Consider the following 13,584-nt stretch of genomic DNA (forward strand, 5'->3'; position numbering starts at 1 on the left):
AATCAATGCCGACTAACGGACAACTTTCCCTCGAACGAACGATTCCGACACTGAAGGCGTTGCCGCGTCCGCTGTTCGCGCGGGCGGAAAGTCTGAATGCCGGGTCGTGGACGCCGCCTCATCGCCACGACTGGGTGCAATTTTCCTACGCCATCAGCGGCGTTCTCGGTGTGCACACTGCTGAGGGCAGCTTCTTTGCGCCACCGCAGTGGGGGATCTGGATTCCGGCGGATCTTGAGCACCAGGTGGTGACCTCGATGCGCGCCGAGATGCGCAGCCTCTACGTGCGCCGCGAGGATTGCGAATGGGCGGACGGGCGTTGCCGGGTGCTGGAAGTCACGCCGTTGGCCCGGGAGCTGATCAAGAGTTTTTGCCTGCTGCCGGTGGAATATCCACAGGGCGACAGCCAGGAAGCGCGGTTGGTGAATGTGCTGCTCGATCAATTGGCGAATCTGCCGGAGGTGGGGTTTTCCCTGCCGTTGCCGCGGCATGAGCGGTTGCTCGGGTTGTGCAATGAGCTGATCGAAAGCCCGGAGCACACCGTGACATTGCAGGAATGGGCGCAGCGCCTGGGGATGTCGGAGAAGACGCTGATGCGCTTGTTTCAGCGCGAGACCGGGTTGAGCTTTCGAGGCTGGCGGCAGCGGATGCGGTTGCTGTCGTCGTTGAGTTTGCTGGAGGAGGGCGACAGCGTGACCAATGCGGCGCTGTCTTGCGGGTATGACTCGACGTCGGCGTTTATTGCGGCGTTCAAGGGGTTATTCGGGTTTACGCCGGGGGAGTTGTTTCGGCAGTGATGACGCCTTCGCGGGCAAGCCTCGCTCCTACAAGGATGGCGTCTGTACCAAAATCAGGTACGACACGAAACCTGTAGGAGCGAGGCTTGCCCGCGAATGGCCGCGAAGCGGCCACCGGGATTCAGGATCAGGTCCTGAAACGGCGAACCAACCCATCCAGCTCATTCGACAACCCGGCCAGGCTCTGGGAGTCCAGTCGCGCCGAGTTCGCCAGTTCCGCCACCAACTGCGCATCGCCATGGATCTGGCTGATGTGCCGATTGATGTCTTCAGCCACCTGATGCTGTTCTTCCGCCGCCGTGGCGATCTGCGTGTTCATGTCACGGATCACATCCACCGATTCACGAATCAGCCCGAAACTGCTGCGCGCTTCGCCGATGCGGGTCACCGATTGTTGCGACACTTCCAGGCTCGCATGCATTTGCTGAGTCACTTGGCTGGTGCGCTTGGCCAGGTTGCCGAGCAAGCCATCGATTTCCGCCGTGGAATCCGCCGTGCGTTTGGCCAGGGCCCGGACTTCATCCGCCACCACCGCAAACCCGCGACCTTGCTCACCGGCCCGAGCCGCTTCAATGGCCGCGTTCAGGGCCAGCAGGTTGGTTTGTTCGGCAATCGAGCGAATGGTCCCCAGGATCGACTGAATGTCGTTGCTGTCGCGTTCAAGCTGTTGCATCGATTGCGCCGACTGTTCGATTTCCTGGCTCAAGCGATCAACGCTGGTCACTGCCGCATCAATCTGCTGCTGACCTTGACGCGCCTGGCGCTGCCCACTGTCGGCGGATTCCGCCGCTTGGCTGCAAGAGCGCGCAACTTCGTTGGCGGTGGCAACCATTTCGTGAAACGCGGTGGACACCATGTCCACCGCTTCACGCTGGCGCCCGGCGGCTTCAGCCATGTCGCTGGAGACCTGGGTCGAACTCTTGGAGGTGGCGAGGATTTTCGTCGCGGCGCCGCCGATGCTTTGAATCAGATTGCGAATCGCCGTCAAAAACTGGTTGAACCAGTTGGCCAACTGAGCGGTTTCGTCGCTGCCACGGATTTCCAGGTTCTTGGTCAGGTCGCCTTCACCTTGGGCGATACCTTCCAGGCCGCTGGCCACGCTGCGGATCGGCCGCACGATGACACTGGCGAAACTGGCGCCGAGGATGGCGAAGACCACTGCCAGTACGGCGGCGATGATTGCGATCAGCCAAGTCAGCTGGGTCGCGGAGCTCATCACGTCGTTTTGCTTGATCAGGCCGATAAAGGTCCAGCCCAGTTGCTCCGACGGCCAGACGTTGGCCATGTAGCGTTCGCCGTTCAACTCGACTTCCACCAGGCCTTTACCGGCCTTGGCCAGTTGCGCGTAACCCTCGCCCAGGCTGCTTAATGCCTTGAAGTTGTGTTCCGGTTGCTTCGGATCGACCAGCACGGTGCCGGTGTTCTCCAGCAACATCAGGTAGCCGGTTTCACCGAGCTTGATCTGTTTGACGATTTCGGTGAGCTGCTTGAGCGTCACGTCGATGCTGACCACGCCGCCATGGGTGCCCAACTTGTTGTCGATGGTGCGCACGGTGCTGACGTAGGTCGCGTCGTCCTGGGCCCAGTAATAGGCCTCAGTACGGAACGGCTTGCCCGGTTTGGCCTGGGCAGCCTTGTACCACGGGCGCTGACGCGGGTCGTAATTGCTCAGCTTCGCATCGTCCGGCCAGGAAACGTAACCCCCCGCCGCAGTGCCGAGGATGGCATAGGCGTAGGACGGATGGCTGTTGCCCAGGTCCTGCAGAAGGCTGAAAACCTTTTTGTCCATCTCACCCTGGGGAATGCTCTCGGCGTTGGCGCTCATGTAGGTCTTGAGGCTGTCGTCGGACTCCTTGATCAGGGGTTGTTTGGCCAGGTAATCGACGTTCTGGCTGATGCCGTCAAAGAACAGCTGCATGGCGTTGCTGACCTGACGAATTTCACGACCACTGCCGTCGACGAAATTGTCCTTGGCGTCACTGCGCAAGTTCATCACAACGAGGGTCGCGACCAGCACCACCGGCAAGCAGGCGATGATTGCAAACGCCCAGGTCAACTTTTGTTTGATGTTCATCCGCGCTCCAGATTTTTCTTGTAGGCCCACGCAGTGCAGATGACTCGCGGATTATTGGCAGAACGATTGTCGGACAAATCACTTTGTCACTGATGAATTCGGCTGATGGAGGCGGAAATTGAGGCCTATTAAGAAAAATCCTACGAAGGGTATGAGTCGAGGTGTCAACTTCTGTCGCAAATACCCTCCAAGCCTTACAGCACCAAGTGACGCTGGCTCAGCTATGATCTGGGGCGGCCGATGACGAGGGTCGGGTTTGCCTGATTAATCCGGCACAGTGTGTGCTTCTTGATGTCGATGGGAACGTTCATAGGTCGGCAACCCCTCCCCCGAATGAGCGGATTGCCGTATAACGAATGACTTTCGCGTGTTTGGTAATAAAGGACCCCCAATAAAAGCTGATGAAGACTCCAAAACGCATTGAACCCCTGATCGAGGACGGTCTGGTCGACGAGGTGCTGCGCCCACTCATGAGTGGTAAAGAAGCAGCTGTTTATGTGGTGCGCTGCGGCAACGAGTTACGTTGCGCGAAAGTCTACAAGGAGGCGAATAAACGCAGTTTCCGTCAAGCGGCCGAGTATCAGGAAGGCCGCAAGGTGCGCAACAGCCGTCAGGCTCGAGCGATGGCCAAGGGCTCCAAGTTCGGCAAGAAAGAAACCGAAGACGCCTGGCAAAATGCCGAAGTGGCGGCGTTGTTCCGTCTGGCCGGTGCTGGCGTTCGGGTCCCTCAGCCTTACGACTTCCTTGAAGGCGTGCTGCTGATGGAACTGGTGGCCGACGAGTACGGCGATGCCGCACCGCGTCTGAACGACGTGGTGCTGGAACCGGATCAGGCGCGCGAATATCACGCGTTCCTGATTTCGCAGATCGTGCTGATGTTGTGCACCGGTCTGGTGCACGGAGACCTGTCGGAGTTCAACGTATTGCTGACCCCGACTGGCCCTGTGATCATCGACCTGCCGCAAGCGGTGGACGCGGCGGGCAACAACCACGCGTTCAGCATGCTGGAGCGGGATGTTGGCAACATGGCGTCCTATTTCGGGCGGTTTGCGCCAGAGTTGAAAAAGACCAAGTACGCCAAGGAAATGTGGGCTTTGTTCGAAGCCGGCACCTTGCACCCGGCCAGTGTCTTGACCGGCGAGTTCGACGAGCCTGAAGAGTTGGCTGACGTGGGCGGGATCATGCGCGAGATCGAGGCGGCACGCCTGGATGAAGAGCGTAAGCAAGCGGTGCGTGCGGCAGATGATGCACCACCGGGCAAAACCGAAGAACCGCCTCCACCGTGGATGCAGTGATCGGTTAAAGAAAACCCGGCTTCGGCCGGGTTTTTTGGTTCATGACCTGGTAAAAGACCGAGTCGCCTGGTTCGCGGGCAAGTCTCGCTCCTACAGGGTTTTGTGTGGCAGCAATATTTTGTAGGAGCGAGGCTTGCCCGCGACGGCGTCAGTCTGTGCGCCCCGGAATTTTCATACCCACCACACTCAAGGACTGAATGTGAACACCTCCACCCGCAACGCCCAGTTGATCATCGCCGCCCGTCTGGTCTCGGACTTCGGCGCCTTCCTCAACATGGTCGCCCTGGCCACTTACGTTTATCTGCTCAGCAACAGCGCCATGAGCGTCGGGATCTTCCTCGCCAGCCGCGTGGGCGGAGGGGTTTTCGCCAGCCTGATTGGCACTTCGTTCTATCGTCGCTGTGCCGGGCGCATGCCGCTGATTGTCTTTGATCTGCTGCGCGCGGGGTTGTTGGGCCTGCTGCTGGTGCTGCCGGTCGCCCAGCAAGCACTGCTTTTACCGGTGATCGCGTTCGGCCTGGGGTTCGGCAACTCAATGTTCGCTATCGGCCTCAACAGCCAGTTACCGCACCTGATCGAAGGCGAACACCTGCTCAAGACCAACGCCTGGATCACTTCGGCATCGTCCACTGCCATGGTCGGCGGAAGCCTGGTGGCGGGCTTGTTGGTGGCGGCGTTTGGCTTTGAAACGGTATTTGCATTGAACGTGGTCACTTATCTGCTGGCCGCGTTGTTTATCCTGCCGTTGCGGTTTTCCCGACCTGCGCCCAGTACTGAGCTAACCCCGGCGCGTGGTGAGTGGCACGCCCTGCGCCAAGGCCTGCGCAGTACACCCGTGGTGGCCGCGATGCTCGCTGTCACCATGGCCGACACCCTGGGCAGCGCCGCGCACAACGTTGGCTTCCCGATCATTTCCAGACTGCTGACCCCGGAGTCGGCCAGCACCACGCTGGGTTTGATGCTGGCGGTCTGGGCCTGTGGAAAACTCATCGGCGCGCGCATCGCCAGTCGCCTGAAAGGTTCTGACAATGCACACCTGGAGCGGCGGTTTTTCTTCGGCGTGTTGCTGATGTCCTGCGGCTTCATCCTGATGTTTCAGCAGCAGACCCTCTACGGATTGCTGCTGTTCTCGTTACCGGCGGGGTTGGGCGACGGCTTCTCCGAGGTCGGCTTGATGTCGCGCCTTCAACGTGAACCGGACAGTCTGCGCCTGCCGATTTTCAGCTTGTTGACGTTGCTGCAAATGACCGGCTTCGGCGTCGGCATGTTGATCGCCGCGCCGTTCTATTCGTGGTGGACGCCGGGGGCCGTGGTGCTGCTGTTCCACGGCATTCCCGTCACCACGTTGCTGGTGGTGAAGGCACTCGCGATCAGGGGCGAACGGGTTGCGCGCAGCAGCCCGACTCCAGGTTCTTGAGGATCGGGCAGTCGGGGCGATGGTCGCCCTGGCAGTGTTCGACCAGGTCCTGCAAGGTGTCGCGCAACTGACCGAGTTCGCGGATCTTCTGGTTCAGTTCGTCGATGTGCTGGCGGGCCAGGGCTTTCACGTCGGCGCTTGCGCGTTCGCGGTCCTGCCAGAGGGTCAACAGTTTGCCGACCTCCTCGAGTGAAAACCCCAGGTCCCGGGAGCGCTTGATGAACGCCAGCGTGTGCAAGTCGTCATCGCCATAAACGCGGTAGCCGCTGTCGGTGCGATGGGCAGCCTTGAGCAAGCCGATGGATTCGTAATAACGAATCATCTTCGCGCTCAGGCCGCTATGGCGGGCTGCTTGGCCGATGTTCATCGGTTGTCCTCCAGATCCTTGGGTTTCCAGGTTTTCAACAGTAGCGCATTGCTCACCACGCTGACGCTCGACAACGCCATCGCCACGCCGGCCAGCACCGGATTGAGGAAACCGAATGCTGCCAAAGGAATGCCGATCAGGTTATAGACGAACGCCCAGAACAGGTTTTGCCGAATTTTCGCGTAGGTCTTGCGGCTGATTTCCAGCGCGGCGGGCACCAGCCGTGGATCGCCGCGCATCAGTGTGATACCGGCCGCGTGCATGGCTACGTCGGTGCCACCGCCCATGGCGATGCCGATGTCGGCGGCCGCCAGGGCCGGGGCGTCGTTAATGCCGTCACCGACCATCGCCACCACGCCGGTTTTCTTCAATTCGGCGACGGTGGCGGCTTTGTCTGCCGGCAACACTTCGGCGTGGACATCGGTAATGCCCAGGGCTTCGGCAACCACTTTGGCACTGCCACGGTTATCGCCGGTCAGCAGGTGGCTGCTGATGTTGCGTGCGCTGAGCTGTTGCACCGCGTGCAAAGCGCCGGGTTTGAGCGTGTCACCGAACGCGAACAGACCCAGTACGTTGGGCTCGGGGCTTTGTTCGATCAGCCAGGAGAGGGTGCGGCCTTCGGTTTCCCACGCAGTTGCGGAGTCAGCCAATAGGCCTGCGCTCAATCCACTTTCTTCCAGCAGCCTGCGATTACCCAACGCCAAACGACGACCGTCGAGCGTACCGGCGATGCCACGACCGGTCAGCGATTGGCTGTCGCTGATATCGGCCACGGTCAAACCGCGTTCGGCGCAAGCGTCCAGAACCGCCTTGGCCAGTGGGTGTTCACTGCCGCGTTGCAGAGCGCCGGCCATTTGCAGCAGGGCGGCTTCATCAGCGTTGATGGCACTCAAATGAGCGATACGCGGTGCGCCCGAGGTCAGCGTGCCGGTTTTGTCGAACACCACGGCGCTGACTTCATGCGCACGTTCCAGTGCCTCGGCGTCCTTGATCAGAATTCCGTAGCGGGCGGCGACGCCGGTGCCCGCCATGATCGCGGTCGGCGTGGCCAGCCCGAGTGCGCAAGGGCAGGCGATGACCAGCACGGCGACGGCGTTGATCAACGCGGTTTCCATCGGTGCGCCGTACAACCACCAGCCGATCAAAGTCGCCAACGCGATCAACAGAACGGTCGGCACAAACACCTGGCTGACTTTATCCACAAGTTTCTGGATCGGCGCCTTGGCGGCCTGGGCGTCTTCGACCAGACGGATGATCCGCGCCAGCACGGTTTCTGCGCCCAGGGCCTGGGTGCGAACCAGCAACCGGCCTTCGCCATTGATCGCGCCGCCAGTGACTTTGTCACCGGGTTGTTTGGGCACCGGCAGGCTTTCGCCGCTGATCAGCGCTTCGTCGGCGTGGCTCTGGCCTTCGACCACTTCACCGTCCACCGGGAAGCGTTCGCCGGGCTTGACCATGACCAGGTCATTGAGGCGCAAGGCGCTGATGGCGACGTCCTGCTCGCGGCCGTCGACCACCTGAATCGCGCGTTCCGGGCGCAAGGCTTCGAGGGCGCGGATAGCGCTGGCGGTCTGGCGCTTGGCGCGGCTTTCCAGGTATTTGCCCAGCAACACCAAGGCAATCACCACCGCCGAGGCTTCGAAATACAAGTGCGGCATGCGCCCGGCCGCCGTGGCCCATTCATAAAGACTCAAGCCATAGCCGGCGCTGGTGCCCAGGGCGACCAGCAAATCCATGTTGCCGGCCCCGGCGCGCACGGCTTTCCAGGCGGCCACATAAAAACGTGCGCCGAAAACGAACTGCACCGGTGTGGCCAGCGCGAATTGCGCCCAGGCCGGGAGCATCCAGTGCACGCCAAACGGCTGCAGCAGCATCGGCAACACCAGCGGCAAGGCAAGGGCAGTCGCCATGATCAACGCCCAACGCTCACGGTGCAGGCGCTGTTGTTGCTGGTCGGTTTGCGGGTGTTCGACTTCCCAGACGCTGGCGCTGTAACCGGCCTTGGTCACAGCGGCGATCAAGGCTTGCGGATCGATTTGTCCGAGCAGTTCCAAGTGTGCCCGTTCGTTGGCGAGGTTGACGCTGACGCTTTTTACCCCGGGCACCTTGGCCAGCGCCCGTTCGACGCGGCCGACGCAGGATGCGCAAGTCATGCCGTCGATGCTCAATTCCAGGCTTTGCTGCGGGACGCTGTATCCGGCCTGTTGCACCGCGTCCATCAAGGCCGGCAGGCTGTCGCGGGGTGCCTGGACCCGGGCCTGCTCGGTGGCGAGGTTGACGCTGACGGCAGAGGCGCCGATGACTTTGCTCAAGGCACGCTCGACACGCCCGGCGCAACTGGCGCAGGTCATGCCGGCAATCGGCAGATCGAAAGTGGTGGATTCGGACATCGGTCGCGCTCCCTGTAGAAGATGCTACAGGATCAACCTTGCCATGCTGGCAAGGTCAAGCGCAAAGATCGAGGTGCTCAAACCCGCCCTGTAGGAGCGAGGCTTGCCCGCGAAGGGGCCGTAACATTCAACATTGATACTGAATGCAACGGCCCTTTCGCGGGCAAGCCTCGCTCCTACAGGGGTCGATGGTGGTCAGTAGTCCAGGACAGTGGGCTTGAGGTACATCCCTTCCTGCGTCATCGCAATCCGGAATTTCAACACATCCCCGGCCTTGAGCGTGATGTTCTGCGAGCCCGGTGCGAGCATGCCCGGGTTGCAACCCGGTGCCTGGCCCGGCAACAGTTTGAGGCGCAGGGACACATTGCCCGGCGGCAGGTTGAACGAAGTGCTTTGTTCCTGGAACAGCCGCGCCGACAGTTGATCCTGGATGTACACGCCGATCTCGCAGGAGGTCGCGACTTCCAGGCGCTCGCGGGAAATGATCAGTACGCCATAGTCCTCCCCGGCGGCTTGAACCGAAGGTGTCGCGGCAAATAGGCTGAGGAAGCCAAACAGGCTGAGAGCTGACCAGCGCATGGCTGAATCTCCTGAAGTCGAGTCATTGATGCACGCAGCTTGGCCGAGCACGACGCCGATTGCCAGCCCGGCAGCTCTCTCCAGAACTTGACCTTGCCAGGGTGGCAAGCTCGAGACTGCCCGCAACCCTCATGAAAGGAGCCACACCATGCAAGTGTTCAACGTTCAAGGCATGTCCTGCGGTCACTGCGTCAAAGCCATTACCCAGGCGCTGCAAGCCAAGGATCCTGCGGCCAGCGTGCGGGTTGATCTGGCGGCAAAGGAAGTCGGCGTTGAAAGCGCGCTGTCGGCCGAGCAAGTGATCGCTGCGATCACTGAAGAAGGCTACAACGTAAAACTCGCTTAAGACCCAACATAAATCTCCTGTGGGAGCGGGCTTGCTTGCGAAGAGGGAGTATCAGGCGACATTACTGTTGAATGACACACCGCATTCGCGAGCAAGCCCGCTCCCACAGGTTTTGCATTCATTAAGTGATTTTAATAGTTAGCGACCTAACGGAATGTTCAAGGCGTCGATGCGCGGCTAGACTGTCGGGCTGCCGACTTATGCCCAACTGGATGCCTGATGAACTTCCGTACCATTTTGATTCTTGGCGCCCTGAGCGCTTTCGGCCCGCTGGCGATCGATTTCTATCTGCCGGCGTTCCCGGCGATGGCGCTCGCGTTCGGCACCGATGAGAAACACGTTCAGCTGACACTGGCCGCGTATTTCCTGGGCCTGTCCCTCGGTCAACTGGCGTACGGACCGGTAGCGGATCGCTTCGGGCGGCGGATTCCATTGCTGACGGGCGTCGGGTTGTTCACCGCCGCCTCCCTGGCCTGCGCGTTTGCGCCGAATCTGGAATGGTTGATCGGTGCGCGGTTCATTCAGGCGCTCGGTGGTTGCGCGGGGATGGTGATCGCCCGAGCGGTGGTCAGTGACAAATGCGATGCGGTGGGGTCGGCGAAAGTCTTTTCGCAGCTGATGCTGGTGATGGGCCTGGCACCGATTCTCGCGCCCATGCTGGGTGGACTGCTCGTCAATACGACGGGCTGGCAGTCGATCTTCCTGGTGCTGACCGGTTTCAGTGCCCTGGCGGGGTTGGCCGTGGCGATCGGGTTGCCGGAAAGCCTTCCGGCCCATGTACCGCGTCAGCCGCTGTCGGGAGCGTTGCGTCAATACGGTCGGCTGTTGTCGGATCCGGTCTACCTCGGCCACGCCTTGACCGGCGGTATCGCCATTGCCGGGATGTTTGCCTACATCGCCGGTTCACCCTTCGTCTTCATCAAACTCTACGGCGTACCGGCCGAGCATTTCGGCTGGCTGTTCGGGACCAACGCGGCGGGTTTCATTCTGGTGGCGCAGGTCAACGCGCGACTGCTGGCCAAGCGTGGCCCGGCATTCTTGCTGGTGCGTACCGTGTGGATCTACCTGGGTGCGGGCCTGACGCTGCTCGCCGTCAGTGCGCTGCACACCGAGCAGTTATGGCCGCTGCTGATTCCGCTGTTTATCTGCATCGCCAGCCTCGGTTGCATCCTCCCCAACGCCTCGGCCTGCGCCATGAACGGGCAGGGCGCCCGCGCCGGCAGTGCGTCGGCGATGCTCGGTTGCCTGCAATTCAGCGTCGCCGCCGGTGCTGCGGCGTTGGTCGGTGTTTTACACGATGGCAGCGCCGTGCCGATGGCCATGGTCATCAGCCTGTGCGGGATTCTGGTGGTGAGCGTGGCGATGCTCACCCGGCGTTTGCAAAATGCGCGGGCATTGGCGCAAGCCCAGGTCTGAGGACGGACTCAGCCAGCAGCGCGCTGCTGGCGGTCGGGGAATTGATGGGGCGCAAGCAATCGCGCTTCAAGGGTTTTAGTGAAGGCGAGTGCTTCAGCTTCGCTGCGGAACGTTACAGCGTGTTGGTCCAGACGGACCTGCCACTGGGATTTAGCCACTTCTTTTATCAGGATCTTCATTGCTGAACTCTCCTCTCTTAAAAGATGTTACGTAAAAGAATGCATCGCAGAGGTTTCGATTGTAGACCCGTATACGATCACAAATATGACAAAGGTCAACTCTCGGACTGACGGTGTCGTCCATCTGGACGACACCTGTTTCATCTTGTTTCAGAACCCTTCGAGCACAATCTTGCCCTTGGACTTGCCACTTTCAAGCAGCTCATGGGCGCGACGCAGGTTGGCCGCGTTGATGGTCCCGAAGTGCTCGCCGACCGTGGTCTTCAGCGTACCGGCGTCGATCAGCCCGGCCACGCGGTTGAGCAGTTTGTGCTGCTCGATCATGTCCGCCGTTTCGAACAGCGAGCGGGTGTACATGAACTCCCAGTGCAGCGACAGGCTCTTGCGCTTGAGCTTGGTCACGTCCAGCGCTTTCGGATCATCGATCAACGCCAGTTTGCCCTGTGGCGCTAACGCCTCGACCAGTTGATCCAGGTGGTGCTCGGTCTGGGTCAGGCTGGCGACGTGGGTCACATGGCCGATGCCTGCGCGTTTGAGTTCTTCACTCAACGGCTGGCTGTGATCGATCACCAGATCGGCGCCCAACTCGCGCACCCAGCTCTGGGTTTGCGCACGGGAAGCGGTGCCGATGACGTTCAGCCCGGTTAGCTGGCTGGCCAGTTGCGTGAGAATCGACCCCACACCGCCCGCCGCGCCGACGATCAGCAGGCTCTGGCCCTCATCGGCTTGACCTTCGCGCACTTGCAGGCGTTCGAAAAGCAATTCCCAGGCGGTGATGGCGGTCAGCGGCAACGCGGCGGCTTCGGCGAAACCGAGGGTTTTCGGCATATGGCCGACGATGCGCTCGTCCACCACGTGCAATTCGCTATTGCCCCCCGCACGGGCGATGGAACCGGCGTAAAACACCTTGTCGCCCGCCTTGAACAGTGTGACTTCACTGCCGACAGCCTTGACCACACCGGCCACGTCCCAACCCAGCACTTTCGCCGCGCCATCTTCAGGCTGGACGTTCTGACGGACCTTGGTGTCGACCGGGTTCACCGAGATGGCTTTGACTTCCACCAACAGATCACGCGGCCCTGCAACCGGTTCTGGCAGTTCGATGTCTTGCAGGGAATTGGCGTCACTGATCGGCAAAGACGCGTAATAGGCGATGGCTTTCATGTAGGGCTCCTGAACAGTCATAGAAGAAGGGATCAAGCCACGGTGCGCAGGCGCTTGAGTTCGAAGTGCTCGAGAAAGTCGTCGGCCTTGGCGCGGAAGCTCTGGACATGGGCGCTGGCGTCATGGGCTTGCAGGGCCTCGTCGCTGCTCCAGTGTTCAATCATGTAGAAAGCCAGCGGATTGGCCAGGTCCTGGTGCAGGTCGTATTGACCGCAACCGGCCTCGGCGCGGGTCGGTTCAACCAGCGCACGCAGGTGCTGTTCGAGGGCGTCTTGCTGGCCGGCTTTGGCGATGAGGGTGGCAATGGCGGTGAAAGGCTGGGACATGGTCAGCTCCAGAAACGGGATGATTTCGATGGGACGGATGATTGGCTATTTCTCTGCAAGATAAAACCCGCTAAAAGAGCAGTCTCTTTCAGTATTTTTTTGATAATCGGGGCTGGAAATGCTGCGTTTCGATGACTTGCAGTTATTCGTCCGGGCTGCGGACCTGGGGAGTTTGTCGGCGGCTGCACGGGTGATGGACATGTCGGCGGCGGTGGCCAGTGCGGCGTTGAAGCGCATCGAACAGCAACTCGGCGCGCGTTTGCTGGCGCGTTCCACCCGTAGTTTGCGCTTGACCGCCGAAGGTGAGGGCTTTCTGGAATATGCCCGGGCTGCCCTGAGCAATCTCGATGAGGGTCGCCGTTTGCTGGCCAGCGGTCAGGATCAGGTCAGCGGGATTTTGCAGTTGTCGGCACCGTCGGACTTCGGCCGCAACCTGTTGCTGCCATGGCTCGACGAATTCCAGCGTGAGCATCCCAAACTGACCGTGCGCCTGTTGCTGGGTGATCGCATCGCCGACCTGTTCCGCCAGCCGGTGGACATTGCCCTGCGTTACGGCGAACCGGAAGACTCAAGCCTGGTGGCACTGCCCATCGCTGCGCAGAACCGCCGTGTGCTCTGCGCGGCGCCGAGTTATCTGGCCAGGCATGGCGAGCCGCGGCATCTGGAACAACTGGCGCAGCACAATTGTTTGTTGTTCATGCTCGGCAGCCGGGTCCATGACCACTGGAGTTTCCACGACGGCAAACGCGAGGTCGGCCTGACCGTCAGTGGTGATCGCTTCAGTGACGATGCCGATGTCGTGCGGTTGTGGGCGGTCGCAGGGGCAGGGATTGCTTGTAAGTCCTGGCTCGATGTCGCCGCCGATGTGCTCGCCGGACGATTGAAAGTGCTGATGCCGGAGTTGCTCTGCGAGCGCGCACCGCTGAATCTGCTGTGCGCCCATCGCGCACAATTGAGTAAGCCGGTGAACCTTTTGCGGGAAATGCTTGCCAGCCGATGCGCTCATTTAGGCAGTCAATTTCCGACGATATCGGGCATCGATCATTAGTCGCAGGCAAATAGCGAAATTTCTGTCAGGAACTATCACCACCCGCGCTTTCCCAAGGGCAGGAACCGGCGGTTAACCCGCTTATACTAGCGCCCGCCTCATGTACGCACCGTCGATCTCGCGATGGCGAGTCCGCGTTCCAGTCGGCACGGACCCTCGGCCAGGCATCAGACCTTCGCGATACCT

Annotated in this window: 13 protein-coding genes and 1 pseudogene; 6 read left to right on the forward strand and 8 right to left on the reverse strand. The window is 60.8% G+C overall.

Annotated features, from left to right (window positions below):
- Positions 1 to 5 precede the first annotated feature (5 nt).
- Positions 6 to 797 carry a helix-turn-helix transcriptional regulator gene (locus EYC95_RS02335; RefSeq protein ID WP_131058922.1) on the forward strand — a complete coding sequence of 264 codons (792 nt, stop codon included), beginning with the start codon at positions 6 to 8 and terminating at the stop codon, positions 795 to 797.
- Between the two features lie 127 nt (positions 798 to 924).
- Here EYC95_RS02335 and EYC95_RS30950 read toward each other — a convergent pair whose 3' ends face one another.
- Both EYC95_RS30950 and EYC95_RS30955 read right to left on the reverse strand, forming a co-directional pair.
- Positions 925 to 1,692 (reverse strand): methyl-accepting chemotaxis protein, encoded by a 768-nt coding sequence (locus EYC95_RS30950; RefSeq protein ID WP_370655161.1) that lies wholly within the window; start codon positions 1,690 to 1,692, stop codon positions 925 to 927.
- Between the two features lie 90 nt (positions 1,693 to 1,782).
- Positions 1,783 to 2,871, reverse strand: a pseudogene (locus EYC95_RS30955) (cache domain-containing protein); the annotation flags it as partial.
- Positions 2,872 to 3,272: 401 nt separating this feature from the next.
- On the opposite strand from EYC95_RS30955, the gene EYC95_RS02345 reads away from it, so the two are divergent.
- Together EYC95_RS02345 and EYC95_RS02350 are read left to right on the forward strand one after the other, a co-directional pair.
- Positions 3,273 to 4,166, forward strand: a complete 894-nt coding sequence (locus tag EYC95_RS02345; protein WP_123369234.1) for a PA4780 family RIO1-like protein kinase — start codon at positions 3,273 to 3,275, stop codon at positions 4,164 to 4,166.
- Positions 4,167 to 4,365: 199 nt separating this feature from the next.
- Complete coding sequence (locus EYC95_RS02350; protein WP_131058924.1) at positions 4,366 to 5,583, forward strand: MFS transporter; 1,218 nt, start codon at positions 4,366 to 4,368, stop codon at positions 5,581 to 5,583.
- Here the strand turns inward: EYC95_RS02350 and cueR are convergent.
- From cueR to EYC95_RS02365, 3 genes are all read right to left on the reverse strand, one after another.
- Positions 5,537 to 5,950: a Cu(I)-responsive transcriptional regulator gene (gene cueR / locus EYC95_RS02355; RefSeq protein WP_131058925.1), complete on the reverse strand. Its 414-nt coding sequence runs from the start codon at positions 5,948 to 5,950 to the stop codon at positions 5,537 to 5,539. The genes EYC95_RS02350 and cueR overlap by 47 nt on opposite strands.
- The gene (locus EYC95_RS02360) at positions 5,947 to 8,340 is read right to left on the reverse strand and encodes a heavy metal translocating P-type ATPase (protein WP_131058926.1); all 2,394 of its coding nucleotides are present in this window, start codon (positions 8,338 to 8,340) and stop codon (positions 5,947 to 5,949) included. Before EYC95_RS02360 ends, cueR begins: the two co-directional genes overlap by 4 nt.
- 195 nt (positions 8,341 to 8,535) lie before the next feature.
- On the reverse strand, positions 8,536 to 8,919 hold the full coding sequence (locus tag EYC95_RS02365; RefSeq protein WP_131058927.1) for a hypothetical protein: 384 nt from the start codon (positions 8,917 to 8,919) through the stop codon (positions 8,536 to 8,538).
- A 148-nt stretch (positions 8,920 to 9,067) separates the two neighbouring features.
- On the opposite strand from EYC95_RS02365, the gene EYC95_RS02370 reads away from it, so the two are divergent.
- Positions 9,068 to 9,265 carry a heavy-metal-associated domain-containing protein gene (locus EYC95_RS02370; protein WP_131058928.1) on the forward strand — a complete coding sequence of 66 codons (198 nt, stop codon included), beginning with the start codon at positions 9,068 to 9,070 and terminating at the stop codon, positions 9,263 to 9,265.
- 219 nt (positions 9,266 to 9,484) lie between these two features.
- Positions 9,485 to 10,681 carry a multidrug effflux MFS transporter gene (locus tag EYC95_RS02380; RefSeq protein ID WP_131058929.1) on the forward strand — a complete coding sequence of 399 codons (1,197 nt, stop codon included), beginning with the start codon at positions 9,485 to 9,487 and terminating at the stop codon, positions 10,679 to 10,681.
- A gap of 8 nt (positions 10,682 to 10,689) precedes the next feature.
- Here EYC95_RS02380 and EYC95_RS30090 read toward each other — a convergent pair whose 3' ends face one another.
- The 3 genes from EYC95_RS30090 to EYC95_RS02390 form a co-directional block, all read right to left on the reverse strand.
- Positions 10,690 to 10,860, reverse strand: coding sequence for a hypothetical protein (locus EYC95_RS30090; protein ID WP_165557415.1), 171 nt, complete (start codon positions 10,858 to 10,860; stop codon positions 10,690 to 10,692).
- 150 nt (positions 10,861 to 11,010) lie between these two features.
- Positions 11,011 to 12,024 (reverse strand): zinc-binding alcohol dehydrogenase family protein, encoded by a 1,014-nt coding sequence (locus EYC95_RS02385; RefSeq protein ID WP_131058930.1) that lies wholly within the window; start codon positions 12,022 to 12,024, stop codon positions 11,011 to 11,013.
- A 32-nt stretch (positions 12,025 to 12,056) separates the two neighbouring features.
- Positions 12,057 to 12,350: a putative quinol monooxygenase gene (locus EYC95_RS02390; RefSeq protein WP_131058931.1), complete on the reverse strand. Its 294-nt coding sequence runs from the start codon at positions 12,348 to 12,350 to the stop codon at positions 12,057 to 12,059.
- 118 nt (positions 12,351 to 12,468) lie between these two features.
- Between EYC95_RS02390 and EYC95_RS02395 the strand changes: the two genes are divergently transcribed.
- Entirely contained in the window at positions 12,469 to 13,398 is a 930-nt protein-coding gene (locus tag EYC95_RS02395; protein ID WP_131058932.1) for a LysR family transcriptional regulator, read from the forward strand.
- The last annotated feature ends 186 nt before the right edge of the window (positions 13,399 to 13,584 follow it).

The organism is Pseudomonas sp. BGI-2 (assembly GCF_004310295.1).
Taxonomy (GTDB): Bacteria; Pseudomonadota; Gammaproteobacteria; order Pseudomonadales; family Pseudomonadaceae; genus Aquipseudomonas.